21 protein-coding genes are annotated in these 24,918 nt (G+C 72.8%); 11 read left to right on the top strand and 10 right to left on the bottom strand.

Features of this window, described 5'->3' with window-relative positions; all coding sequences use genetic code 11:
• Window positions 1-106 precede the first annotated feature (106 nt).
• The 3 genes from K4S16_RS01175 to K4S16_RS01165 form a co-directional block, all read right to left on the bottom strand.
• Window positions 107-649, bottom strand: coding sequence for an NUDIX hydrolase (locus K4S16_RS01175; protein ID WP_149256935.1), 543 nt, complete (start codon window positions 647-649; stop codon window positions 107-109).
• A gap of 96 nt (window positions 650-745) precedes the next feature.
• On the bottom strand, window positions 746-1,126 hold the full coding sequence (locus tag K4S16_RS01170; RefSeq protein WP_149256934.1) for a VOC family protein: 381 nt from the start codon (window positions 1,124-1,126) through the stop codon (window positions 746-748).
• A 49-nt stretch (window positions 1,127-1,175) separates the two neighbouring features.
• A complete protein-coding gene (locus K4S16_RS01165) occupies window positions 1,176-1,928 on the bottom strand; it encodes an AraC family transcriptional regulator (protein WP_149256933.1) in 753 nt (250 codons plus the stop codon).
• A 178-nt stretch (window positions 1,929-2,106) separates the two neighbouring features.
• Between K4S16_RS01165 and K4S16_RS01160 the strand changes: the two genes are divergently transcribed.
• The 3 genes from K4S16_RS01160 (at window position 2,107) to ligA (ending at window position 5,736) form a co-directional block, all read left to right on the top strand.
• Window positions 2,107-2,514, top strand: a complete 408-nt coding sequence (locus K4S16_RS01160; protein ID WP_149256932.1) for a YciI family protein — start codon at window positions 2,107-2,109, stop codon at window positions 2,512-2,514.
• Between the two features lie 5 nt (window positions 2,515-2,519).
• Complete coding sequence (locus K4S16_RS01155) at window positions 2,520-3,665, top strand: RNA polymerase sigma factor (RefSeq protein ID WP_149257933.1); 1,146 nt, start codon at window positions 2,520-2,522, stop codon at window positions 3,663-3,665.
• A gap of 79 nt (window positions 3,666-3,744) precedes the next feature.
• Window positions 3,745-5,736, top strand: coding sequence for an NAD-dependent DNA ligase LigA (ligA, locus tag K4S16_RS01150; RefSeq protein ID WP_149256931.1), 1,992 nt, complete (start codon window positions 3,745-3,747; stop codon window positions 5,734-5,736).
• Window positions 5,737-5,756: 20 nt separating this feature from the next.
• Here ligA and K4S16_RS01145 read toward each other — a convergent pair whose 3' ends face one another.
• The 3 genes from K4S16_RS01145 to K4S16_RS01135 form a co-directional block, all read right to left on the bottom strand.
• On the bottom strand, window positions 5,757-6,563 hold the full coding sequence (locus tag K4S16_RS01145) for an SAM-dependent methyltransferase (RefSeq protein ID WP_268843207.1): 807 nt from the start codon (window positions 6,561-6,563) through the stop codon (window positions 5,757-5,759).
• Between the two features lie 331 nt (window positions 6,564-6,894).
• Window positions 6,895-7,368, bottom strand: coding sequence for an HIT family protein (locus K4S16_RS01140; protein WP_149256929.1), 474 nt, complete (start codon window positions 7,366-7,368; stop codon window positions 6,895-6,897).
• 54 nt (window positions 7,369-7,422) lie between these two features.
• Window positions 7,423-7,830: a MarR family winged helix-turn-helix transcriptional regulator gene (locus K4S16_RS01135; protein ID WP_200841625.1), complete on the bottom strand. Its 408-nt coding sequence runs from the start codon at window positions 7,828-7,830 to the stop codon at window positions 7,423-7,425.
• A 97-nt stretch (window positions 7,831-7,927) separates the two neighbouring features.
• Between K4S16_RS01135 and K4S16_RS01130 the strand changes: the two genes are divergently transcribed.
• From K4S16_RS01130 to K4S16_RS01120, 3 genes are all read left to right on the top strand, one after another.
• Window positions 7,928-8,842, top strand: coding sequence for an amidohydrolase family protein (locus K4S16_RS01130; RefSeq protein WP_375708316.1), 915 nt, complete (start codon window positions 7,928-7,930; stop codon window positions 8,840-8,842).
• A gap of 94 nt (window positions 8,843-8,936) precedes the next feature.
• Window positions 8,937-10,454 carry a long-chain fatty acid--CoA ligase gene (locus tag K4S16_RS01125; RefSeq protein WP_149256928.1) on the top strand — a complete coding sequence of 506 codons (1,518 nt, stop codon included), beginning with the start codon at window positions 8,937-8,939 and terminating at the stop codon, window positions 10,452-10,454.
• Between the two features lie 41 nt (window positions 10,455-10,495).
• Window positions 10,496-12,988: a tetratricopeptide repeat protein gene (locus tag K4S16_RS01120; protein WP_149256927.1), complete on the top strand. Its 2,493-nt coding sequence runs from the start codon at window positions 10,496-10,498 to the stop codon at window positions 12,986-12,988.
• Window positions 12,989-13,059: 71 nt separating this feature from the next.
• On the opposite strand, the gene K4S16_RS01115 is transcribed toward K4S16_RS01120, so the two are convergent.
• The 4 genes from K4S16_RS01115 to K4S16_RS01100 all read right to left on the bottom strand — a co-directional run bounded on the left by K4S16_RS01115 (window position 13,060) and on the right by K4S16_RS01100 (window position 16,113).
• Window positions 13,060-13,476 carry a hypothetical protein gene (locus tag K4S16_RS01115; protein WP_149256926.1) on the bottom strand — a complete coding sequence of 139 codons (417 nt, stop codon included), beginning with the start codon at window positions 13,474-13,476 and terminating at the stop codon, window positions 13,060-13,062.
• Between the two features lie 23 nt (window positions 13,477-13,499).
• The gene (locus tag K4S16_RS01110; protein ID WP_149256925.1) at window positions 13,500-14,108 is read right to left on the bottom strand and encodes a carboxymuconolactone decarboxylase family protein; all 609 of its coding nucleotides are present in this window, start codon (window positions 14,106-14,108) and stop codon (window positions 13,500-13,502) included.
• Window positions 14,108-14,500, bottom strand: a complete 393-nt coding sequence (locus K4S16_RS01105; protein WP_149256924.1) for a rhodanese-like domain-containing protein — start codon at window positions 14,498-14,500, stop codon at window positions 14,108-14,110. Before K4S16_RS01105 ends, K4S16_RS01110 begins: the two co-directional genes overlap by 1 nt.
• Before the next feature lie 131 nt (window positions 14,501-14,631).
• Window positions 14,632-16,113: an MFS transporter gene (locus K4S16_RS01100; protein WP_149256923.1), complete on the bottom strand. Its 1,482-nt coding sequence runs from the start codon at window positions 16,111-16,113 to the stop codon at window positions 14,632-14,634.
• Window positions 16,114-16,475: 362 nt separating this feature from the next.
• On the opposite strand from K4S16_RS01100, the gene K4S16_RS01095 reads away from it, so the two are divergent.
• From K4S16_RS01095 to K4S16_RS01075, 5 genes are all read left to right on the top strand, one after another.
• On the top strand, window positions 16,476-18,806 hold the full coding sequence (locus tag K4S16_RS01095; protein ID WP_160160832.1) for an ATP-binding protein: 2,331 nt from the start codon (window positions 16,476-16,478) through the stop codon (window positions 18,804-18,806).
• Complete coding sequence (locus K4S16_RS01090; protein WP_149256921.1) at window positions 18,806-19,186, top strand: DUF742 domain-containing protein; 381 nt, start codon at window positions 18,806-18,808, stop codon at window positions 19,184-19,186. Before K4S16_RS01095 ends, K4S16_RS01090 begins: the two co-directional genes overlap by 1 nt.
• Window positions 19,167-20,483 carry an ABC transporter substrate-binding protein gene (locus tag K4S16_RS01085; RefSeq protein ID WP_149256920.1) on the top strand — a complete coding sequence of 439 codons (1,317 nt, stop codon included), beginning with the start codon at window positions 19,167-19,169 and terminating at the stop codon, window positions 20,481-20,483. Before K4S16_RS01090 ends, K4S16_RS01085 begins: the two co-directional genes overlap by 20 nt.
• Window positions 20,484-20,669: 186 nt before the next feature.
• On the top strand, window positions 20,670-22,736 hold the full coding sequence (locus K4S16_RS01080; protein WP_149256919.1) for a PQQ-binding-like beta-propeller repeat protein: 2,067 nt from the start codon (window positions 20,670-20,672) through the stop codon (window positions 22,734-22,736).
• A gap of 14 nt (window positions 22,737-22,750) precedes the next feature.
• Window positions 22,751-24,907: a serine/threonine-protein kinase gene (locus K4S16_RS01075; protein ID WP_149256918.1), complete on the top strand. Its 2,157-nt coding sequence runs from the start codon at window positions 22,751-22,753 to the stop codon at window positions 24,905-24,907.
• Window positions 24,908-24,918 lie beyond the last annotated feature (11 nt).

Here is a 24,918-nt window from a genome sequence, read left to right as displayed (position 1 = left end):
GGATGCTCCTTCTGCTCGCGTCCACGGCCGGGGCCATGGACGAGGACCGTCATCCACAGGTCGAACGGCGTCCCGGCGGATCGACACGGCGCCGAAGAATTCTGCGTCAGGGGTGATGCCAGGGAAGACGGACGGGAGTCCCGCCGCCTCGTCCGGCGAGCAGGTCGGTGAGGAGCGCCGCGAGCCGCAGCGGGTAGACGGGTTCCGGTGCCATCTCCAGTTCGCCGACCGGCCACCAGCGGTGCTCGCTGATGTGGCGGCGTTCCACGTCGGTGAACCCCGCGGTGTCGATGTCGGTGGCGGCCGTCCGGTACAGGAAGTAGTCGTCACGGAAGACCCCGCTCACCCATCCGGGGAAGTCGGCGTATCCGGACGAGAAGGCGACCGCGGGGCCCAGGTCGCCGGGCGCGGCCACCAGGCCGGTCTCCTCGGAGAGTTCGCGGGCGGCGGCCTCGGCGAGCGTCTCACCGTCGTCGACGCCACCGCCAGGAGTGATCCAGCAGTGGCCCGCCTCGGGCTTGCGGTGGACGCGAGGGAAACGGAACAGCAGGATGCGCTCGGCGTCGTCCACAAGCAGCACCCTGGCGGAGCGGCGCCGGTACTGGTCGGGTTGGTACTCGTCCGTGCCGTTCGCGGCCACCGATCCCATGCCGCCAATCTTGGCGTATGCCGGGTCTCGCGGCCATCGACGACCCGACGAAGCGAGGGCGGCCTCGAAGACGGGACCGCCCTCACCGCGGCGGGTTCATCCGGAGGGGGTCCGGCGGACGATCCAGACATGGCCGAACGGGTCGCGCAGGCGGCCCATTCGGCCGTACGGGTGGTCCTCGACGGGGTAGATCACGGTGGCGCCGCCCGCCTCCATGCGGGCGGCGACCTCGTCGGGATCGGGCACCTCGAGGTTGATGATCACGGGTGAGCGGTCGAGGCCGAGCGCGGTCGGTCCGGCGTCGACGGAGTCCTCGTCCTTCAGCGTGAACTGGACGTCCCCGAGGGCCAGCCGCACGTTGACGATCTTGCCGTCGGGCGTCTCGGAGCGCTCGGTCTCCTTGACGCCGAGCGCGGTGGTGAAGAACTCGACGGCACGGACCGCGTCGTCGACGACGAGTTTCGGAAAGAGGTTCATGGCTCCATCGTGGGGGCCGCCCGCGAGCCCCGTATTGGACGAATTTCCCTCAGAGCGGTACGTGGTTCGGCTGGCCGGGGGAGCGGGGCCGGTACTCGGTCGGCCGCAGCCCGGCGAAGTCGTGGAAGTCGCGGATCAGATGCGACTGGTCGGCGTACCCGCAGGCGGACGCCAGTTCGGCCCAGTCGACCGGCCGGTCGTAGGGGATCCGCCGGAGCGTGCGCTGGAACCGCCGGACGCGGGCGAAGCGCTTGGGCGTCAGGCCGACGCGGTCGTGGAAGAGGCCGATGAGCCGCTTGCGCGTGCAGCCGAGCCGGTCCGTCACCTCCCCGACGGGGACGCCCCGGTCGAGCGCCGCGACCGCGGCCTCCAGGGCGGGATCGCGGTCCAGGCCGCCTGCCTCGAGGAGGATCGACTCCAGCGAGTCCAGGATCTCGGCGGGGCCGCCCGCCTCCAGGAGGCGTTCCCGCACGAGCGCCCCGGAGCGGCCCCAGATGTCGCTCAAGACGACAAGCCCGGGCTCCGCCGGGAAGAAGGGGAACGCGCCACCGGGCTTGAACACCACCCAGGCGAGGGCCCGCTGGTCCGCCGTGTCGATCACCGAGGGCCGGGACGTCGCGCCCAGGAAGGCGGCCCCACCGGCGCCGCCGGCGAACGCGTCGGCGTGCAGGTTGACGAACAGCTGGGCGCAGCCGGTGGGGATGGACCGCTCGCGGACGGCCGGGCCGTCCGACTCGCAATAGCCGAGGCCCGCAACGAACGGTACGAGGGCCGGATGGGAAGGCCCGCGATGAACCTGCACGCCTCCAGCCTAAACGCGGCCGGCGCGGAGCCCCTGGGCGGACGGCACTGGCGAGATGGCACCCGAGCGGCGGAGAGTGGGGGAAGAATAATCTCGCGGGGATGTCGAGAATCCGTGCCCGGCTCCGTCCCCGCAGCGAACACGGCCACCGCGGCCGTACCGCACCAAGGAGGACCTGATGGCCAAGTACCTGCTGCTCAAGCACTACCGGGGCGCGCCGGCACCGGTCAACGACGTGCCGATGGAGCAGTGGACGCCGGAGGAGATCTCGGCCCACGTGCAGTACATGGAGGACTTCGGCGCCCGGCTGGAGGCCACCGGCGAGTTCGTCGACATGCAGGCGCTCTCCCCGGACGGCATGTTCGTCCGGTACGACGGCGAGGGCCGGCCGCCGGTCACCGACGGCCCGTTCGCGGAGACCAAGGACCTGATCGCCGGCTGGTACGTGATCGACGTCGAGACCCGGGAGCGGGCGATCGAACTGGCCGGCGAGCTGTCCGCGGCCCCGGGTGCGGGCGGGAGGCCGATCCACGAGTGGCTCGAGGTGCGCCCGTTCTTCGCCGCACCCCCGACCATCACGGAGTGACACAGGTGGACGAGGCCCGGCTGCGGACCCTCACCCCCACCGTGATCGGCGTCCTCGTCCGCCGCGGAGCCGACTTCGCGGCGGCCGAGGACGCCGTTCAGGACGCCCTGGTCGAGGCCGTGCGCGTATGGCCGCGGGACCCGCCGCAGGACCCCAAGGGCTGGCTGGTCACCGTGGCCTGGCGCAAGTTCCTCGACGCCGCCCGCGCCGACGCCGCCCGGCGGCACCGGGAGCTGAGCGTCGACGCGGAGCCCGCGCCCGGCCCGGGCGAGGCGGTGGACGACACACTGCGGCTGTACTTCCTGTGCGCGCACCCGTCCCTGACACCGGCCTCGGCCGTCGCGCTCACGCTGCGCGCCGTCGGAGGCCTGACCACGCGTCAGATCGCGCAGGCCTACCTCGTCCCGGAGGCGACCATGGCCCAGCGCATCAGCCGGGCCAAGCGGACCGTCTCGAACGCCCGGTTCAACCGGCCGGGCGACGTCGCCACCGTGCTGCGCGTGCTCTACCTGATCTTCAACGAGGGCTACTCCGGCGACGTCGACCTCGCGGCCGAGGCGATCCGGCTCGCCCGGCAGCTGGCGGCCATGACCGGCCACGAGGAGGCCGCGGGCCTGCTCGCGCTCATGCTGCTCCACCACGCGCGGCGCCCGGCCCGCACCGGCCCCGACGGCAGGCTCGTGCCCCTCGCCGAGCAGGACCGCGGCCGGTGGGACACCCGCATGATCAGCGAGGGCGTCCGCATACTCCAGGCGGCCCTCAGCCGCGACCGCCTGGGCGAGTTCCAGGCCCAGGCCGCGATCGCCGCGCTCCACGCCGACGCTCTGACGGCCGAGGAGACCGACTGGGTGCAGATCGTCGAGTGGTACGACGAACTGGTGCGCCTCACCGGCAACCCGGTGGTCCGCCTCAACCGGGCCGTCGCGGTCGGGGAGGCCGACGGCCCGCGGGCCGGACTGGCCGCGTTGGCGGAGCTCGACCCCGCCCTGCCCCGCCACACCGCCGCCGCGGCCTACCTGCACGAGCGGGACGGCGATCTGGTCACCGCGGCACGGCTCTACGCCGAGGCCGCGCGATCAGCGCCCAACCTTCCCGAACACGAACACCTCACCCGGCAGGCCGCACGGCTCAACGCACGACTGCGCGGTTGAAGCACGCACGGCAGGCCTCCCGCCCCGGGCCGGGGCTCGGGCGGAGCGGACTGTCGGTGCCATCGCGTTTAATCGAGGCGTGGACGTTGGAGAGCGCATCGCCGAGCTGACCGCCCAGGTCAAGCGGCTGAACGACCTGTACTACGGCGCCGGCGACAGCCCGCTGCCGGACGCCGACTACGACGCGCTGAAGGACGAGCTGGCGGCGCTCGTCGCCGAGCACCCGGAACTCGAGCCCGCCGACAGCCCCCTCGGCAAGGTCAACGCGCCGGCGGAGCTGACGGGGCCGACCGTGCGCCATGCGCGCCCGATGCTCTCGCTGGCGAAGGCGACGAGCGAGGAGCAGATCCGCGCGTTCTGCGAACGGTTCGGCGGCCAGGTCTTCCGCGTGTCGGAGAAGCTCGACGGCCTCTCGCTCAGCGTCGTCTACACCGACGGGAGGCTCGACCACGTCGCGACGCGCGGCACCGGCACGGTCGGCGAGCTGGTGACCGAGAAGGTGCGCCACGTGATCCCCGGCCTGCCGACCGAGATCGAGGAGCCCGGGCGCGTGGAGGTCCGCGGCGAGGCGGTGATGCTGCGGTCGGTGTGGGCGGCCTACAACGAGGCGCACCCGGAGCGGACGCTGACCAACCCCCGGTCGGGCGCCGCCGGGACGCTGGTCCTGAAGGACCCGGAGGCCGCGGCGAAGGCCAAGCGGCTGCTGCGGTTCTTCGCGTTCGGCGCCGACCGCGGAGGCGTCGCGATCGAGGTCCCTGCGGGCTTCGAGCCGGTCGCCCAGTACCTGGGCGGCAGTGCCGAGCAGGTGATGGACGCGATCCACGAGATCGGCGGCCGCCGTGACGGCCTGGACTACGACATCGACGGCGCGGTCGTGCGGCTGCACGAGCCGGCGGCGTTCGACGCGGCCGGCTTCAACAGCGCCGAGCCGCGCGGAGCGATCGCGTTCAAGTACCCGCCGGAGGAGAAGCTGACGACGCTGCTGTCGGTCGAGTGGCCGGTCGGCAAGATCGGCCGCGTGCCGCCGCGCGCCAAGGTGGCGCCCGTGTTCGTCGGCGGTGTGACGGTGGAGAACATCACCCTGCACAACCCCCGGCTGATCCGCGAGCGCGACCTGCGGATCGGCGACACGGTGGCGGTCGTGCGGCGCGGCGACGTCATCCCGTTCGCGGGCCGCTCGCTGCCGGAGCGGCGCGACGGGAGCGAGGTCGAGATCGTCCCGCCGACGCACTGCCCGTCGTGCGGCTCCGAACTGGAGGTCCGCGGCACCGGCGAGGAGCGCTGGTGCGTGAACCTGCAGTGCCCGGCGCAGGCGACGCGCCGGCTGATGCACTGGGCCTCGCGCCCGGCGGCCGACATGGAGGGCGTCGGCGACGTCTGGATCGAGAAGCTCGCCGAGGACGGCGTGCTCAAGCGCCGCAGCGACTTCTACGACCTGACGGCCGAGCAGCTGCTCGACTACGAGCGGATGGGCGAGGTCAGCGCCGGGAACATGGTCGACTCGATCGCGTCGTCCAAGGGGATGGGGCTGCGGCGCGCGCTGATCGGGCTGGCGATCCCGATGGCCTCCGAGGGCACGGCCAAGCGCCTGTGCCTGGCCGGCTACGAGCGCATCGAGGACGTCGCGGCGGCGACGGCCGAGGACCTGGTGGCGATCCGCGACATCGGACCGAAGGTCGCCGAGAGCGTCGTGGCCTTCTTCGCCCGCCCGGACGTCCTGGAGGAGATCGCCGCGCTGCGCGAGCGCGGCGTCGACCTCGACGTCCTGGACGAGGACCGGCCGGTCGACGCGGCCGCCGCCGGCGACTCGCCGCTCAAGGGCAGGTCGGTCGTCATCACCGGCGCGTTCACCGACCCGCGCTCGGGCGCGAAGATCAGCCGGCCGGACGTCACGCGCCTGGTCGAGCAGGCCGCGGCCACGACCGCCTCGTCGGTCTCGGCCAACACCGACTACCTGCTGGCCGGAGACAACGTCGGCGCCTCAAAGACCGGCAAGGCCGAGAAACTGGGAGTCAAGGTCGTCCACCAGGACGAACTATGGCGCTGGCTGACCGAATCCGGCGTCATCTGACCCCACCACCGCCGCGGAATTCAGCTTAGGCGGCCGATGCCGCCGTAGAGCCATTTGCCGACCTGCTTGGCTGGTTTGTCTGTTTCGTCGTCTTCGGGGTTCCAGGTGTCGATGGTGACCAGGCCCGGATCGACGAGTTCGAAGCCGTCGAAGAAAAGCGCGATGTCTGACCTGTTGCGGAAGTAGATGGGGGTGGGGGTGGCCGCGTAGGCGTTCTCGATCTGGTCGACGGCCGCCGGGGCGTGCCCTTCCGTCGTCACATGCGTCGCGGCCAGGTGGCTGCCCGGCGCCAGGGCCTCGCGCAGGGGGGCCATGACGCCCTCCCGCTCCTCCAGGGTGAGGAAGTGGGTCATGGCGATCATCAGCACGCCGACCGGGGCAGTGAAGTCGATCAGGCCCGTGCTCCTCGCGTGGTCGAGGACGTCGGCGGGCCGGCGCATGTCGGCCTGGGCGACCGTGGTGAACTCGTTGGTCGCGAGGAGCGCGCGCCCGTGCACCAGGACCACCGGATCGCTGTCGACGTACACGACGCGGGCGTCCGGGATGATCTCGTGGGCTATCTCGTGGGTGTTGCCGACGGTCGGCAGCCCGGAGCCGATGTCCAGGAACTGCCGGATTCCCCGGCGCGCCATGTACCGCACGGAGCGCCGCAGGAAGGAGCGGTTCTCCTTGGCGAGCTCGCCGATCTCCGGCATGGCCCGCGCGACCCGTTCCGCGGCCTCCCGGTCGACCTGGTAGTTGTCTTTCCCGTTGAGGTAGTAGTCGTACATGCGAGCGACGCTCGGCCGAGTGAGATCGATCTCCGGTGTCGAACCACCCTCGGCCACGTGCGCCTCCGCTCAAGATCAAGTTATTGCCGAAGCGAGCCCGGCCCGCCTTCCGCAAGGCGGCCGCGTCACCCGGGACGGTCGATCGCGTCCGGTGCAGCCCCCTGCAACGGACGGGACATAACGAGACCTCATGGTCTCCGATAGGGAATATAGCGCGATTCCTTACGACGATGAGGTGCCGGACGAAACGAAAGTCCACATTCCCTCGCTGGAACCGACGTGCCGGTTGCAGGCCCGGTACGGCAGGGGAGGGGGAGCAGGCGCCGGGGGCGGTTCGGGCGGCGCGCGGACCGCTGTGCTGCTGCGTGCGCTCGACTGGGGCGCTGTCTCACGCTTCGTCCAGCGAGCAGGACAAGACGGCTCGAAGCCGCCTGCACACCGCTTCCACCTCGGTCTCGTCCGGCACCGCCCCTTCGCGGAACATCGCCATCTGCAGTGCGGGCCCGAACGCGTCGAACCGGGCCATGTCGGCCTTCACCGCAGGCTGGACCACGAAATGCAGGTGACCCGGCACGGCATTTGCATGGGACCAGAGGCACACATAGACCTGCTCCGGCTGGACGGCCTTCGTCACCGCTGCGGCCACCCGCTGGAGCAACGGCCCCAGGGCCGCACTCTCGACATCGTTCAACTCGGCGACATGGACGACGTGCCGCACCGGCTTGACCACCAGCGTTCCCAGTCCGAGCGGGCCCACCGAGTGCTCGACGACCCAACCCGACCACTCCGCCAGACGGCCTCCCGGAAGAGGACGGACCCCGGAAAGAAGATCGCATGCGAGGCACTCGGCGACAGGTTCCATGGGCCCAATCCTCCATGCTTTGCCGCCGATGAGGCGGCGACTCGTACGCTGCGTTCAGGAGAGGGCGCGCCAGGCTCGGGACAGTGCTCGGCGGAACTGCTCCTCCTGTCTTGGCGACAGGTCGTCGATCATGCGCTCCTCCAGTCGGCGGACCGGCTCGGCGAGGGCGGCCAGCAGCGCGCGGCCGGAGCCGGTGAGGTGGATGGTCAACTCCCGGCGGTTGGTGGGATTGCGCTCGCGTTCGATGAAGCCGCGGGCCTCCAGGGTGCGCACCATGTCGGCCGTCGACTGGGCCGTGACGAACGAGTCGCGGGCGAGCTGGGCGGTGGACAGCCCGTCGTGCCGTTCCAGGACGGTGAGGGCCGTGTACCGCAGCGCCGTGATGCCCGCCGGTCGGACGATCTCGTTCAGGCCGGAGCGCATGGCCGGTTCCAGCGGGTTGACCATGTAGAGCAGCGACATGACACTGCGAAGTGACAGGAATCCTGCCGGTAGGGGAGGGGTGACGGCGTGCGGCCGGACGGCGGAGCCGCGTGCGTGAGCGGGCTCGGAGTGGCCTGTGGCGAAGGGCCCTGACGTGGCGGGCCTCGCCATCGACGTCGACGAGCTGATCGCGATCGACGTCCACACCCACGCCGAGGTGTCCAGGGACGGGCACGCGTCGCTGAGCCCGGAACTGCTCGGGGCCTCGGAGAAGTACTTCAAGGCGCACGGGCACCGGCAGCCGACGATCGAGGAGATGGCCGCCCATTACCGGGAGCGGAGGCTGGCCGCGGTGGTGTTCACCGTGGACGCCGAGCACGCCACCGGGTGGCCGCGCATCTCCAACGAGGAGGTCGCCGAGAGCTGTGCCGAGCATCCCGACGTCCTCATCCCGTTCGCGAGCGTCGACCCGCACAAGGGAAGGGCCGGCGTGCGCGAGGCCCGCCGCCTGGTCGAGGAGCACGGTGTGCGCGGGTTTAAGTTCCACCCGAGCATCCAGGGCTTCGCCCCCGACGACCCGCTCGCCTACCCGCTGTACGAGGCGATCGAGGAACTGGGCGTCCCGGCGCTGTTCCACACCGGTCAGACCGGCATCGGCGCGGGAGTGCCGGGCGGCGGCGGCATCCGGCTCAAGTACTCGAATCCGATGCTGGTCGACGACGTCGCGGTGGACTTCCCCGACCTGCGGATCATCCTCGCGCACCCCTCGTTCCCCTGGCAGGACGAGGCCCTGGCGGTCGCCACGCACAAGCCCTACGTGTACATCGACCTGTCGGGCTGGTCGCCGAAGTACTTCCCGCCGCAACTCGTCCGCTATGCCAACACCCTTCTCAAGGACAAGGTGCTGTTCGGCTCCGACTACCCCGTCATCACCCCGGACCGCTGGCTCTCCGACTTCGGCGCGCTCGAGATCAAGCCGGAGGTACGACCCAAGATCCTCAAGGAGAACGCCGCCCGCCTGCTCGGCCTCAGCGCCGGCGAGGAGCACTGATGACCACCGCCACCGGGTTGGACGGGACAAGGACGCGTGGCGGTGACTCGGCCATGGCTCCCGTCCGTGGCCGAGGTCCGGATAGGGGGACGAGATGCTGAACCTGGGAACGGGCTCGTGGCCCATGCGCAGGGCGCGGCGCGCACCGGAGCGGGTCGCGCTGCGCTACCGGGACCGGGAGATCACCTTCGGCGAGGTCGCCGAACGGTCGACCCGGCTGGCGCACGCCCTCGCGGAAAGGGGCGTCGAGAAAGGCGCCCGCGTCGCCTACCTCGGCCACAACCATCCCGCGTTCGTCGAGTCGATGTTCGCGGCCCACCTGCTGGGCGCGGTCTTCGTGCCGCTGAACTTCCGGCTCGCCGCCCCCGAACTCGACTACATGCTGGGGCAGTCCGGGACCGAGATGCTGATCCACGCGCCCGAGTGCGACGCGGCGCTCGGCGGACTGGAGTCGTACACGGGAGCCAGGGTGCCGCTGGCCTCGGAGTACGAGGGCCTCCTCGCCGGCGGAGCGACCGAGCCCATCGACGTCCCGCTCGGGCTCGACGACCCGGCGCTCATCCTCTACACCTCGGGCACGACCGGCCGGCCGAAGGGAGCCGTCCTCACCCACGGCAACCTGGCGTTCAACACCTTCAACATGTTCGTCGACGTGGACATCCGCGAGGACGAGGTCGCGCTCGTGGCCGCGCCCCTCTTCCATGTGGCGGCCCTGAACCAGCTGCTGCTGCCGACCTTCATGAAGGGCGGCACGTCGCTGCTGATGGAGGGCTGGGACGTCGACGGCTGCTTCGACGCGATCGAGCAGCACGGCGTCACATGGGTCTTCGGCGTCGCGGCGATGTTCGCGGGGCTGGCCCAGTCGCCGCGTTGGGCCGCGGCCGACCTGTCCTCGCTGCGCCACGTCATGTCGGGCGGCGCGCCGATCCCCACGTCGCTGATCCGCGCGTATCAGGAGCGCGGCATCGTGTTCTGCCAAGGCTACGGCCTGACCGAGACGGCACCGGGTGCCACCTTCCTCGGCGCCGAAGGCAGCATCGAGAAGGCCGGTTCCGCGGGCACCCCGTGCTTCTTCGCCGACGTCAAGGTCGTCCGCCCGGACCTGTCCGAGGCCGGTCCCGGCGAACCGGGCGAAGTTCTGATCAGCGGGCCGAGCGTCACCCCCGGCTATTGGGACGACCCCGGGGCGACCGCGGCCGCGTTCACCGCCGACGGCTGGTTCCGCTCCGGCGACGTGGCCTTCCGCGACGAGGACGGCCACCTCACGATCGTGGACCGGCTCAAGGACATGTACATCTCCGGCGGTGAGAACGTCTACCCCGCCCAGGTCGAAGCGGTCGCCGCCGGCCATCCGGCCGTCGCGGAGTGCGCGGTGGTCGGCGTCCCGGACGAGAAGTGGGGCGAGGCCGGGGCCGCCTTCGTCGTCGTCCGCCCGGGGGCGTCGCTCGTGCCCGACGAGTTCCGCGCCTTCCTGCGCGAGCGCCTGGCCTCCTTCAAGGTGCCGTCCCACGTGCACCTGGTCGAGCAGCTGCCGCGCACAGGCTCCGGCAAGGTGAGGAAGTCCACCCTGCGAGCCCGGTACGCGACCGCTTCCCGTCCACCGACCTCGTGAACCTGTGGGGATCCGCCCGCTGAGAACGGGATACTCCAAGGGTGGGATCGGACGTGTTTCCGGACGAGCTGCGGGCGGCGGGGGTGACGCCCCGTGAGCTGGAGATCTTCTGGCTCGTCGGGGACCGCCTGCACAACTGGGAGATCGCCGACGCCCTGCACGTGTCGGAACGGACCGTGGAGAGCCACGTGTCGGCCCTCCTCCGCAAGCTCGGCGGCGCGGACCGGCAGGCCTCCCCGAACCGGCAGGTCCTGGTCGAGGCGGCGGAGCGGCTGAAGGCGCTCCGGGACGCCGCGCCCCGGCCCAAGCCGATCTCCTCGTTCGTCGGGCGGGACAAGGAGATCGACGACCTGCGCCGGCTCGTCGGCGCCAACCGGCTGGTGACGCTGACGGGGCCCGCCGGGACCGGCAAGACCCGGCTGGCGCTGCGACTGGCGGACCTGGTGACCGCCCTGCCGCCCGCCGTCCTGGTCGACCTCGCCCGCGTCCCGCGCGGGCAGAACGGGGAACGGGAGTTCGCCGACGCCCTCGGCCTCGTCGCCGGGGACCCGGGCCGCCCGCGCGCCCGGATTCGCGCCGCGCTCGCGAAAGGGCGGCACTGGCTCCTCGTCGACAACTGCGAGCATGTGGCCGACGGTGCGGCGGCGCTCCTCGCGGACCTGCTGGCCACCACCCGCGGCCTTCATGTGCTGGCCACCAGCCACGGGCCGCTGCGGGTGGCGGGGGAGGTCGTGTACGAGATCCCGCCGCTGCCGGTCCCCGGGGAGGGGGACGATCCGGCGGCCGTGCTGAGCGCGGCGTCCGCGCGGCTGTTCGCCGACCGCGCCGCCGCGGTCTCGCCCAGCTTCGCGGTCACCTCGGACAACGCCCGGCACGTGGCGGTGATCTGCCGCCGGCTGGACGGCCTGCCGCTGGCGATCGAACTCGCGGCCGCCCGGACCCGCGTGTTCTCCGCGGCGGAGCTGCGGACCCGGCTGGACGACCGGTTCGCGGTGCTGACCGACGGGGCGCGCGGAGCGCCGGCCCGGCACCGCACCCTGGAGGAGGCGCTGAACTGGAGCTACGAGCTCCTGAGCGGGGAGGAGCGGCTGCTGTTCGAACGCTGCTCGGTGTTCCCGGCGGCGTTCGACTACGACACCGCGACCCGGGTCCTCGGCTACCCGCCGCTGAGCCCGGCCGTCCTCGTCCAGGTCTTCCCGCGCCTCCTGGACCGCTCGTTGATCTCGCGGCGCCGGCAGGACCAGGCGACCGAGTACTGGCTACTGGACAGCGTCCGCCAGTTCGCGCACCGGCGACTGGAGGCGAGCGGGGCCGCCGAACCGGCACGCGAGCAGCACGCCCGCCACCACCTGGGGCAGGGCGTGGCCGCGCTGACCGGCCTCTGCGGGCGCGACCAGGCCGCCGCGCTCCGCTGGTTCGGGCGCCACTGGGCGGACCTGCGGGCCGGGATGCGGTGGGCCCTCCAGCAGCCGGAGCCGACCCTCGCGTGGGAGTTCCTCGCGGGCATCTGCACCGGATGGGAGGTGCTCGGCGCCCGCGGCGAGCTCTTCGAATGGCTCGACACGCTGCTCGAGCGCCCGCTCCCGCAGGGCTCCCTGGGCGTCCGAGCCGCGATCACCTGCGCCTTCCTGCTCGACTACCAGGACACCGAACGGGCGCGGGCCTACGCCGAGCAGGCGTATGAGCGCGCCGAGAACGCCTCGGAGCACGACCGGGCGCTGGCCCTCCTCGCCCTCGGCTGGACGTCGAGGGCGGCGGCGGTGGCGCAGGGCAGCGAGTTCGAGGTCCTCGAACGGGCCGTCGCCCTCTTCGAGCGGCTGGACGACGACTGGCACCGTGCTCTGGCGCTGTTCCGCCTAGGCCTGGCCGTGCCGGACACCCCGGCCGCCCTGACCCGGCTGGCGGAGGCGGCCGACCTCTTCGACCGACTCCACAACCCGGTCAAACGCTCCAATTGCCTCTTCCATATGGCCAACCTCGCGATCGAGGACCGCGTCCGTCTCGACGAGGCCGCGACCTGGCTGGCCGAGGCCGGCCGGCTGGCCGGGGCCGGCGGCAACGAGCACGAGCGCCTGCACGCCGAGATCGCCCTCGCACGGCTCGACCAGGCGCGCGAGGACCACACAGCCGCCGAACCCCGGTTCACCCGGCTGCTCACCGAGTTCCGGCAGATCGGCGACCTGCGCTGCGCGGCGCGGTGCCTCCACGGCCTCGGCGGCGCCGCGGCCTCGGCAGGCGACCACGGGCGGGCCCGGCGGCACTTCGCCGAGGCCCTCGAGATCGCCGTGGGCCTGGGCGACCGGAACGTGCTCGTGACGAGCCTGCTCCTGCTCGCCGACTCCGACCACGCGACCGGACGCCCCGACCGCGCCGCGATCCTGCTGGGCGCCGCCGAGAATCTCGCCCCGACGCCCACCGAGACCCCGGAGCCTCCGCTCCGGACCGCCCTCCGCGAATACCTAGGACCCACCGGGTTCGCCACGGCCCTTGCCACCGGCCGAAGCACCCCGCTCACCGCCCTGCACTCACTGTGAGGGAATCCGCCGCGCTCATGTAGTTCTTGTCTTTCGCGACCGTGTGCCCGAGTGGTCGAGAAATCGTCCGGTCACGGCCCCGTGAGGCGGCCGAGGCACAGGACATAGCCTTTGCCGCCGACCTCGCCCTTCCAGAAGGCGCTCGTGGCACCCGGGAAGGGACGGCAGATGGTGCTCGAGCCGACGGAGAACTGAACCTGCGTCTTGTTCTCGACCTTGCCCACCACCTTGAACGCGGCGTTGGAGTCGGTGCACCTCACGACCTTGACGCTGTCGCCGTCCCGGGCGACGCAGTCCCCGGCCTTGGCCGCGTCAGGTGCGTTCTTGGTGGCAATCCGGACGAGCACGAGAGCACCGATGATCGCGAGGAGGAGCACCATCCCGGCGATGCGCTTTGCGGCCCTTCCCTTGCGTGCGCGCGGCGGAACCGGCGGCTGGTGCTGATACGGCTGACCAGAGGTCGGGTACGGAGTCGGAGGGTTCGCCATCACGGCCACTTTCATCGGAGTCGTCAGGTGAGCTTCGAGGGCTCGTCCTCGATCGGACGGCCGTAGGTCACGGCGTCGAGGACGGCCGGGGGAGCGGTGGCGCGGAAGGCGGCATCAGGGCGTGCGCCGAGCGCGCCGTTGACGGTCGAGAACGCGATGCGCAAGGCCGCGAACACCGTGATCGCGAAGATCTCGGGATCGTCCCAACCGGCGTCGCGCAACTCCTGGACGTCTTCCCCCGCGGTGGCGTGGGGGCTGCCGGCGACCTTCCGCACCCAGCCGGCCATGGCCCGCTCCCGGGCGGTCAGCCCATTGTCGGTGCCGCGGAGCACGGCGGCGGCCGTGCCCGCATCGCTCGCCTCCGCCAGCCGGGAGCCCCAGGCCAGCGAGCAGTACGAGTCGCCGGCGGCCGACGCGCACGCCGCGACGAGGACGCCCCGTTCCCGGAAGCTCAGCCCGGCCGCCGTGCCGGCCTCCCGGAGCAGCTCGAAGAGCCCGGCGACGAGGTCGGGCCGGTAGGCCCACAGCCTGGAGGTGTTCATGACGTGGCCGGTGTCGGCGACGTCCTCGTCGAACATGTGCCGCGCCTCGTCGGTCGGGGGAGGGGCGGCGAGGAAGCCGATCTCCTTCATCACCGTTCCGCCGCGAAGGTGACCGGCCGCCCCTGCTCCTTCCACGCGGCCAGCCCGCCGTCGAGGTGTGCGACGTCGGTGTAGCCGAGTGCCTGCAGCGTCTGCGCGGCCAGCGCCGACCTGCCGCCGGAGGCGCAGTAGAGGATCGTCCGCGCGGAGGGGACGAACTCCTCGCGGTGATACGGGCTGGCAGGATCCGCCCAGAACTCCAGCATTCCGCGGGGCGCCGCCACCGCCCCCGGAATGGCGCCCTCGCGGCGGACCTCGTCGGGCTCGCGGAGATCGACCAGCGTCACCCCGCCGCCCTCCAGCGCGTCGGCGACCTTTGGCACCGACATGTTGCGCACCTCGTCCCGTGCACGGGCCACCAGATGCCGGACGGAACCGCTCATCGCCTCACCTCGAACTCTCGGGTGTCCATGCCTTCCATCTGACAGGGGTCCGGCACGAGGCGCATCCGTGCTCAGTACGGAGACGGCTTCCGTGGAGCGCCGCCATGCGCATCCCCGTCCGACCTACGGGATCAGGCGACGGCTTGCTCGATCGCTTCGCCGGTCGTTGGTGTCGGGGACGGTTCGGGGCGGCGGGTGAACCTGAGAGCGGCCACGATGGTGAGGGCGATCCCGATGGCCGCGGCGAACACCGCGGTCCGCAGTCCGTCGGCGGTGGCCGCGCGCAGGGCGGGTCCGGTGACGCCTTCGGTGGGGGAGTTGGCGATGGCGACCAGGACGGCGAGGCCGACGGCACCGCCGACCTGCTGGGTCGTGGAGGCCACCGCGGAGGCGATGCCCTGCTGGTGGCTCGGGGTGGCGGCGGTGGCCGCGCCGAACATCAGGGTGTAGCCCGCGCCCTGCCCGACGCCCAGCACGATCAGGCCGGGCAGCAGGCTCAGGTAGGAACTGCCGGTGCCGAGGCTCGCGCCCAGGATGAGGGTGCCGGTGCCGCCCACGGCCAGGCTCGCCAGCATCGCGGTGCGCGGGCCGCGGGCCGTCGCCAGACGCCCGGCGATCTGGGATCCGGCGACGATGGCGGCCATCGGGACCAGGAAGGCCAGCCCGGTGTGCAGCGCGTCGTATCCGCGCACGGCTTGGAAGTGGACGCTCAGGAAGTACAGCAGGGTGCCGAACGTGCCCATGTACAGGAACGTGACCAGTGCCCCGGTGGACAGGTCGCGGCCGCGTAGCAGCCGCAGCGGCAGCAGCGGGTCGGTGCTGCGGGCCTCGATCGCGGCGAACGCCCCCAGCAGCGCCGCGCCGAGCCCCGCCGCACCCACCACGGACGGCGCGTCCCAGCCGGACTCGGGCCCCTGGACGAGGGCGAACACCACCAGGGTCGTCCCGGCCGTGGCGGTCAGCGCGCCGGCCACGTCGAACCCGCGGCCGGCCCGCCGGGCGGTGCCGCGCGGGACCAGCGGCAGCGCCAGCAGCGCCGCCGCGGCGGCCAGCGGCACGTTGACGTAGAACACGGCGGCCCAGCCGAACGCCTGGGTGAGCACGCCCCCGAGCAGCGAGCCCAGGATCATGCCGCTGCCGCCGGCGGTGCCCCACACCGCGAAGGCGCGGTTGCGTTCGCGTCCCTCGGCGAACCCCGTGGACACCAGCGTCAGCGTGGCGGGGAACAGCAGCGCCCCGCCCATGCCCTGCACCGCTCGCGCCGCCACCAGCGGCACCGGGGAGCCGGCCAGCCCGCCCGCCAGCGACGCCGCCGCGTACAGCGCCAGCCCGGCCACGAAGACGCGGCGCGGACCGAACAGGTCGACCGCGCGGCCGCCCAGCAGCAGGAACCCGCCGAAGGCCACCGCGTAGGCGCTGACCGCCCATTGCAGGGTCTGCGCCGAGAAGGCCAGCTCAGAGCCGATCTCCGGCAGCGCCACGTACACGATGTTGTAGTCCAGGGAAACGATCAGCTGGGCGAACGCCAGCAGTGCCAGTGCCGCGGCCGGTCGCCGGAAGCGCGCCGGTCCGTTCCGGCCGGCTGCCGTTCGGAGGTCGTTCTCATGCGTCATGACCACCACGCTAGGAACCCGATAGACCTTGGATCGGGTGCATTTCGAGACTGGAATCACGGGTCAATCCGGGGAAACCGATCGCGGGCGCGGTCCTGGTCCCCCGATGGCCGGAGAGGCCGGCTCGGGATTGGACCTCCAGGCGTCCGGCGGCCCCTTGCCTCCGGTGGACCGCTGGCCGGATCGCGCCATTGACCTGGCATATCGCCAAATAACACGAATGTAACAATCCAAGCCAATGGCGCAAAAAGGGCGAGTGGTTCGCCATGGTGGGCTACGTTCGGCAGCGCAAAAGTGAGCTGCGTCACAGTGATCAAGCGCGGATCGGCGGGACGCGGACGCTGCCGGCGACGGGAGGCGTGATGGCGCGGCGAGCACGTTCGGTCCGGACGAGAATCGTCACCCTCCTCGTCCCCCCGATCATCGCGCTGGTCGCCCTGTGGGCCTTCGCGGCGGCCACCACGCTCGGGGACGCCCTGCGGCAGGCGCGGTCGCGGACCTTCACCGAGAAGGTCGTCCGGCCGACTGACGCGATGATCGACACGCTGCAGGACGAGCGGCGCATGTCGCTGTCCTACCTCGGGGACGATTCCACCATCGGCCGGTCGGGCTTCGACGCCCAGCGGGCGAAGACGGACCGGACCCGGGCGGCGTTCCGCAGGTCGGCCGCGGACCCGTCCATCCGCGGCGCGGCCACCCCCGAGACCCGGCGGCGGATGGTCGATCTGGCCGCCTCCCTGAGCGACCTGGAGAGCGTCCGCGACTCGGTCGACCGGCGGCAGATCAACCGCGCGCAGGCCCTGGCCCGCTACACCGGGTTCATCGACCAGGCGGCCGAGATCTACGACGAGACCCGCTCGTCCGACGAGCGCATCCTGCGCGACACGCGGGTCCTCGACCTCCTGGAGCGGGCGAGGGAGAGCCTGTCGCGGGAGGACGCGCTGATCACCGGCGCGCTGACGGCGGGAAGGCTGAGCGAGGACGAGCACCGGTGGCTGGTGGAACTGGCCGGGACCCGGCGCTTCCTCTACGGCGACTCGACCGGTGCCCTGGCCGACGGCGACCGCCGGCGGTACGAGGCGATCATCGCCGGGCCCGAGTTCAGCCTGTTCCAGCAGCTGGAGAGCCGGCTGATCCAGGTGGGCCCCACCGAGGGGCGTCCGCCGGTGGACGTCGGAGCCTGGCACACCTCCACGGAGGCGGTGGACATCCAGCTGGCCGAGCTCTCGTCCCGGATCCGCACGGCCACCGCGGCGCGGGCGGCCGACAAGGCGGACTCGGTGCTGCTCCGCCTCGCGCTCGCCGGCGGCGTCGGGCTACTCGCCGTGGTGGCCGCCATCGTCATCGCGGTCCGGATGGGGCACCGGCTGATCCGGGAGAGCCGCGGCATCGCCGACGCGGTCGCCGCCTTCACCCGGGACCGGATCCCGGCGATCAGCGAGCGGGCCCGCCGCGGGGAGCCCGTGCCCGGGGAGGACCCCGGGCCGGCGACCGAGTTCGCCGTCACCGAGATCGGCAGGATCGACGCCGCGTTCACCGAGGCGCGCATGGCCGTCGTCCGTGCGTCGGAGAGCGAGGCGGCCGCGCACAAGCGCATCAACGACGTCTTCCTCACCCTCGCGCGGCGGAACCAGTCCCTGCTGCAGCGCCTCCTCGGCCTCCTGGAAGGGATGGAGCGCGACACTGAGGACCCGGACGCCCTGGCGGCCCTCTTCGAGCTCGACCACCTGGCGACCCGGATGCGCCGGCACGCGGAGGGCCTGGTCATCCTGTCCGGACGGCCGTCCGGGCGGAGCTGGCGCCACCCGGTCCGGCTGATGGACGTCGCGCGCGCGGCGGCGTCGGAGGTGGCGGACTACACCCGGGTCGAGGTCGTGCCGATGGGACGCACGGCCCTGTCCGGCCGCGCCGTCGCCGACACCATCCACCTGCTGGCCGAACTGATCGAGAACGCCGCCGTGTTCTCCCCGCCCACCACCAGGATCCGGGTGACCGGCGGGGAGGCCGCGCATGGTTTCGCGATCGAGGTCGAGGACCGCGGGCTCGGGCTCTCCGCTGAGGAACTGGAGCGGCTGAACGGGCTGCTCGCCACCGATCCCGAGCTCGACTTCGACGACTCGGTCCGGCTGGGGCTGTTCGTCGTGGCGCGGCTCGCGGCCCGGCACGGCATCAGGGTGGTCCTGCGCTCCTCGCCCTACGGGGGCGTCGTCGCGATCGTGCTCATCCCCCACGAGCTCGTCGTCGAACTGCCCGCCATGGGGGAGGGGAGCGCCGAGGACGGCTCCGGCGAGCACAGGTCGCTGGTCGCCGTGTCCGGCATGGCGGAGACGGCCGGGGAGGGGCATCGGACCCGGTCTGCTCCCGGCCCGGTCCCGGCTGTCGAGGGGGCGCCCGCCCCGGACCCGCTCGCCCTGGAGGGAGGCCGCGAGGAGAGCGGCGCGGAGACCGGGCAGGAGGCCGAGGGCGAGCACGGACTGCCCAGGCGGCAGCGCCAGCGGAGCCTCGCCCCGCAGCTCCGCGAGGCACCGCCCGAACCGGGCGGCGCCGCACCGGTCGACCGGCCCCCGGAGGCCGCCGGGCACCTGCTGGCGGAGATGCAGAGCGGCTGGCGGCGCGGCCGGGCGGAAGCCGGCGGCGACGCCGGCCCGGCCGTCCCCGGGACCCAGCCGCCGCCCGGCTCCGGCGGTGAGTAATGCCCGGGGAACCGGACGAACTGTGGGTCGACGAGCAGGCCGGGCCCGTCGTCCGCCCCTTCGCGGTGGCGAGGGGCAGGACACGGCAGCGGGGCGCCGCGCTGGACCTCATCGCGGTGGTCGTCACCGCCGAGGTGCCGATGCCGGACCCCCGGACGCTCGGACCGGAGGACGAGCAGATCCTCGAACGCTGCCTGCGGCCCCGGACCGTCGTCGACCTGGCGGCGGACCTGCGGCTGCCGGTCGGGGTCGTCCGCGTGCTGCTGAGCGACCTGCTGGACCGCGGGCTGGTGACCGTACAGCGGCCGGCGGCGCCCCGGACGGGGCCCGCCGACCGGCGTCTTCTGGAGGAAGTGATCAATGGTCTCCGTGCGCTGTGACCTGCCGCGGGTCAAGGCCCTGCTGGCGAGCGCCGTGCTGCTGGCGACGCTGGGGACCGCCGGATGCGGCGACTCGGACGGCCTGCTCGCGTCGAGCGCGCCGGGAGTGACCCGCGAGCCCTGCCCGCACGCGGTCAACGAGGGGCACGGCTGCATCTACCTCGGCACCCTGTCGGATCTGAGCGACGGGCCCTTCAAGGCGCTGGGGGTCCCGGTCACCCGGGCGCAGCGCGCCTTCTGGGACCGCGTGAACCGGCAGGGAGGCATCGCCGGCTACGACATCGACGTGGTCACCTACGTCCGCGACAACCACTACGACCCGCGGGTGCAGGCCAGGGCCTACAACGAGATCAAGGGCAAGGTGCTCGCGCTGGCGCAGACGCTCGGATCGCCGGTGACGGACGCGATCCTCGGCTCCCTGCGGGCGGACGCGATGGTCGCGCTGCCCGTGTCCTGGACGTCGAAGTGGGAGTTCGAGGACAACATCCTGGAGTCGGGAGCCTCGTACTGCTTCGAGGCGATGAACGGCGTCGACTACGGCGCCGACCACCTCAGGGCCAAGAGCGTCATGGCGGTCCACTACGCCGGGGACTACGGCGACGACGCGGCCGCCGGGGCGAGGATCGCCGCCGCGGCGCGCGGGCTCTCCTTCACCGACGTGCCGACTGCCCAGGGGCAGCCCGGCAAGAGCAGCGCGGAACAGGAGGAGGCCGTGCGGGCCATCCTCGGGAAGAAGCCCGACCTCGTCGTCCTCACCACGAGCCCCGTCGACGCGGCGACCATCATCGGCAAGACCGTCCGGGGCGGCTACACGGGGCATTTCATCGGCGACAACCCCACGTGGTCGAAGGGCCTGCTGCAGAGCCCCGCGATCGACGCGATGAAGGAGCGGTACATCCAGGTCGCACCGTGGAAGCCGTTCGCGACCGATTCGCCCGGCCACGCCGCGATGCGGCAGGCGGTCGGCAGGGTCGAACCGGACGACGCCTACACCACCGGATGGGTCCTGTCCTACCCGCTGAAGGCCGCCCTTCAGCGGGCGATCGAGGACAAGGACCTGAGCCGCGAGGGGCTGCTGAAGGCCGTGCGCTCCATCAGGTTCGTCGACTACGAGGGCATCCTGCCCGCCGAGGCCGGGAACTCCTCCGGCTCCCCGAACTCCTCGGCCTTCCGGCAGACGGTGCTCGGCAGGCCGGACCAGCACGAGTTCACCGGCATCAAGGTGATGACGGACTTCGCGGCAGGCCCGACAGCCCGGAGCTACCAGCTGAACGCCCCCTGCTACACCACCGGCTGACAGGCGCCCTTCTCCCCGGTCCGAGCAGGGGTCGCAAGGGCCCGGCGAACCGCCGCCGCGTCTGGGAGAATCCACCGGTCTCACCGCCGATCCGTGCGAACGGGGCGGTGCGCACCGGCATCTCACTCCACGGACGATCATGCGGTCCGCGGAGGGCGCGGGACGGGGAGAGAGGGTGGGGCGGGCATGGAGCCGCTGCGGTCCGGTGATCCACGGCGGGTCGGCGGCCACCGGCTGCTGGGCAGGCTCGGCACCGGCGGCATGGGCCAGGTGTTCCTGGGGCGTTCGCCCGGCGGGACGCTGGTGGCGGTCAAGCTCGTCCATCCGCAACTGGTCGAGGATCCCGACTTCCGGGCGCGTTTCCGGCGCGAGGTCGATGCCGCCCGGGCCGTGAGCGGCGCCTTCACCGCGCCCGTCGTCGACGCCGATCCCGACGCCGCCCTGCCGTGGCTGGCGACCGCGTACCTGCCGGGCGTCCCGCTGGACCTGGCGGGAACGCTGCCGGCCCCCGCCGCCGTCGTGCTGGGCGCCGGGCTCGCCGAGGCGCTGGTGTCGATCCACCGCGCCGGCGTCGTGCACCGCGACCTCAAACCGTCCAACGTCATCCTGGGGATCGACGGGCCCAAGGTGATCGACTTCGGCATCGCCCACGCCGCGGACGCCGCCGCCGTCACCCAGGCGGGCTTCGCCGTCGGGTCCCCGGGCTTCATGGCGCCGGAGCAGGCCCGCGGAGCGCCGACGGGGCCGGCCGCCGACGTCTTCTCCCTCGGCGCGGTGCTGGTCTTCGCCACGACGGGCGCCGGCCCCTACGGGCAGGGACCGCCCCACGTGCTGATCTACCGCGCCGTGCACGAGCGGCCGCGGCTCGGCGCCGTCACCGACCCGGCGCTGCGGGCCGTGGTCGAGGCCTGCCTGGACGCCGACCCCTACAGGCGACCGACCCCGGACCGGCTGCTCCACCAGCTCGCACCCCTCGTGCCGCAGAGCACCGACCTGCACGGCGTCGGCTGGCTGCCGGACACCGTCGCCGCTCGCGTCCTCCAGGCCGGAACGGACGTGCCCGACCTCCCGCGCACGGTGCCCGCGACGGGCGGGGAGCCGGGGCGGCGGCGGTTCCTGCTCCTGGGCGGGGCGGCCGCCGGCGTCGTGCTGGGCACCGGGGGAGTCGTGGCGCTGGTCCGGGCACTCCAGGAGCCTTCGGACGGGCCCGGCGCGCGGACGCCGACCGTGCCGTCCGCCGCGTCCTCCGTGCCGGCCGCGCCTGCTCCCATGCGAGACGGCAAGGTGCTGTGGAAGCGCTTCTCCGGCGACGAATACCTCGTCTCCACACCGGCGGTGGCAGGCGGACAGGTCTTCGTGGGCAGCGAGAAAGGGGGCCTGCTGGCATTCGACGCCAAGTCCGGCAAACCGCGGTGGAAGTACCGGACCGCACGGCGGATCGTCACCGGTCCCGCCGTCGCGTCGGGCCTCGTCTACGCGCTTTCCCAGGATGGCGTCCTGCACGCGGTCGATGCCCGCACGGGCAGGCTCAGATGGCAGCGTACGGTCGGGGGCACCCAAGCGGACCCCCTAGTCGCCGGGGGGCTGGTTTACTGCGGCGGCGACGCCCTCCAAGCGCTCGACGCGTCCGGGGGCGCCGTCCGATGGCGGCGCGGCGGGGCCGATCGGACCCCCGCCGTCGCCGACGGGGCCGTATACGCTCCCGGCCGTAAGAGCCTCACCGCCTACGACGCGTCCACCGGCCGGCCCCGATGGACGTACCCGTCCCCCCAGGGCGTCCAGGACACCGCGGCGGCGAACGGCATGGTCTGCTTCGCCGACTTCCAGGGCGAGAAGGTCCACGCGGTCGCCGCCCGTACCGGCAAGCGGCGCTGGACGTTCGACATGGGCGAGACCGCCACCTCCCGCCCGGTCGTGACCGACCGCCTGGTGTACGTGTGCGACTACGGCGGGAAGGTCTCCGCTCTGGATCCCGCCACGGGGACGATGCGCTGGCAGGTCCAACTGGACGGGCAGATCCACGAGAACCCCGTCCTGACCGGCGGCGTCCTGTACGTCCCGAGCGGGGTCTATTCGGACGGATGCGTGTACGCGGTCGAGGCCGCCACCGGCCGCAAGGTGTGGCGGTTCCAGACCGACGAGGGCATCGAGTCCGGTGTGGCCGTCGGAGAGGGGATCATCTACGCCGGCTGCAAGGACGGGTACCTGTACGCTCTCGACGCGCGCGGTGGATCAAGCACCGCGACCGGCTGAGAGACGGAGAACCGATGTCCGCGACACGTCCGGGAGACCCGCGGCAGGTGGGGCCCTACCGCGTCGTGGCCAGGCTGGGCGCGGGCGGCATGGGGCAGGTCTTCCTCGGCCGCTCGCCCGCCGGCCGGACGGTCGCCATCAAGATCATTCATCCGGCCATGGCGGAGGACGGCGACTTCCGGGCCCGGTTCCGGCGCGAGATCACGGCGGCCCGCGCGGTCAGCGGCGTCCACACCGCCCCGGTGGTGGACGCCGACCCCGACGCCTCGCCGCCGTGGCTCGCCACGACGTTCCTGCGCGGGCTCTCCCTGGAGGACGCCGTCGCGGCGCACGGGCCGCTGCCGCCCCCCGCGGTCCGCGCGCTCGGCGCCGGGCTCGCCGAGGCGCTGGTGTCGATCCACCGCGCCGGGATCGTGCACCGCGACCTCAAACCGTCCAACGTGATGCTCACGCCCGAGGGCCCGCGCGTCATCGACTTCGGCATCGCCCGCCCGAGCGAGGCCACCGCGCTGACGCGGACCGGCGTGGCCCTCGGCACCCCCGCCTACATGTCCCCCGAGCAGGCCGCCGGCGAGGCGGTCGGGCCGCCGTCGGACGTGTTCTCGTTCGGCGCCGTCCTGACCTACGCCGCCACCGGTGCCGGCCCGTTCGGACGGGGCGCCGTCCACGAGCTGGTGTACCGCGTCATGCACCTGCCGCCCTACCTGGACGGCGTCGCCGATCCCGGTCTCCGCGCGCTGATCGCGGCATGCATGGACAAGGATCCTGCCCGCAGGCCGGGTGCCGACTGGCTGCTGGCGCAGCTGTCCGACGACCCGGCCGCCGCCGCGCAGGGCACGCAATGGCTCCCGCCGCCCGTCGCGCACGACGTCGCCCGGCGGGGCGAGCCCGCCGCCCCCCGCGCCCCGGGCCGTCGCGTCTTCCTGGCCCTCGGCGCGGGCGGCGTCCTGGCGGCCCTGGCCGCCGGCGGGACCGGCGCCTTCCTCCTGCGACGGGACGACTCCCCGGTCCGCTGGACGTTCGAGCTGCCCGACAGCACGTACATCAGGACGCGGCTCGTCGCGTCGGGCCGGACCGTGTACGCGTTCGGCTCCGCCGGGCTGGCCGGCCGCACGTTCGCGCTCGACGCCCGGACCGGGAAGCAGAGGTGGCAGGCCGACTTCACAGCGGCCCGCGAGTCGTCACCGGCCCTGCTCGGCGGCCGGGGCTTCCTCTACGACTCCACGGGCCGGGAGGCCGTGGTCGGGTTCGACGAGGCGACCGGCAAGACCCTCTGGACCCAGCCGCTGAAGACCTTCGGACTCGCGCCCGCCCTCGTCGCCGCGTCCGGGGTCGTCTGCCTCACCGGCAGCAGCGGCACCGGGGAGTACGGGCTGTACGGGTACGACGCCGCGAGCGGCCGGCCGCGCTGGCAGTACCGCGTGGACGGCCTGCTCCAGACCCAGGCGGTGCTCTCGGGCGGCATGTGCTGCTTCGGCACGGGGAAGGGCTTCGTCTACGGGATCGACCTCGTCACCGGCAACGCTCGCTGGCAGGTGCGGACGGGCGCCGGCTCCAGCACGACGCCGATGGCGGAGGGCGGCGTGGTGGTGGTCATCACCGAGGACGGCTCCGTCCTCGGCCTCGACGCGGCGACCGGCCGGAAGCGGTGGAGCGTCGCCCTCGGCGGCGCCGCGGCGTCCGAGCTTGGGAAGGGAGCCCCGGCGGGAGTCGCCGGCGGCACCGTGTTCGTCGGCGGCCAGGACGGGACCCTCTACGCCATCGATCCGGCGTCCGGGCGCCTGCGGTGGAAGCGCTCCGTCACTGGCGCGGCCGGCAATGAGGGGTCGCGCGACTTCCTGGTCCCCGCGGTGGGCGGAGGGCTCGCGGTGGTCACCGACAACGACGGCCGGATCGTCGCCCTGGACGCCGCCACAGGCACGCCCCGCTGGGAGCGCGAAGTCGGCCAGGGGCAACGCGAACGACCGCTGATCCTGGGATCGCTGGTGTACTACGGCGCCGTCGACGGCCTGTCGGTGCTTGATCTGCCGACAGGCCGCCTACGTCGCCGCTTCGATTTCGAGGACGTCCTTCGCACGGTGGGTACGGCGCAGTACTACACCGCGATGGGCGGCACGGTGTACTGCGTCGTGGACGGTGCCGTCGTCCAGGCGATCCGCTCCGAGCCGTGACGCCGCCGAAA

Source organism: Actinomadura sp. K4S16, assembly GCF_008327685.1.
Lineage (GTDB): Bacteria > Actinomycetota > Actinomycetes > Streptosporangiales > Streptosporangiaceae > Spirillospora.
This window is presented reverse-complemented; position numbering and strand designations above follow the sequence as displayed.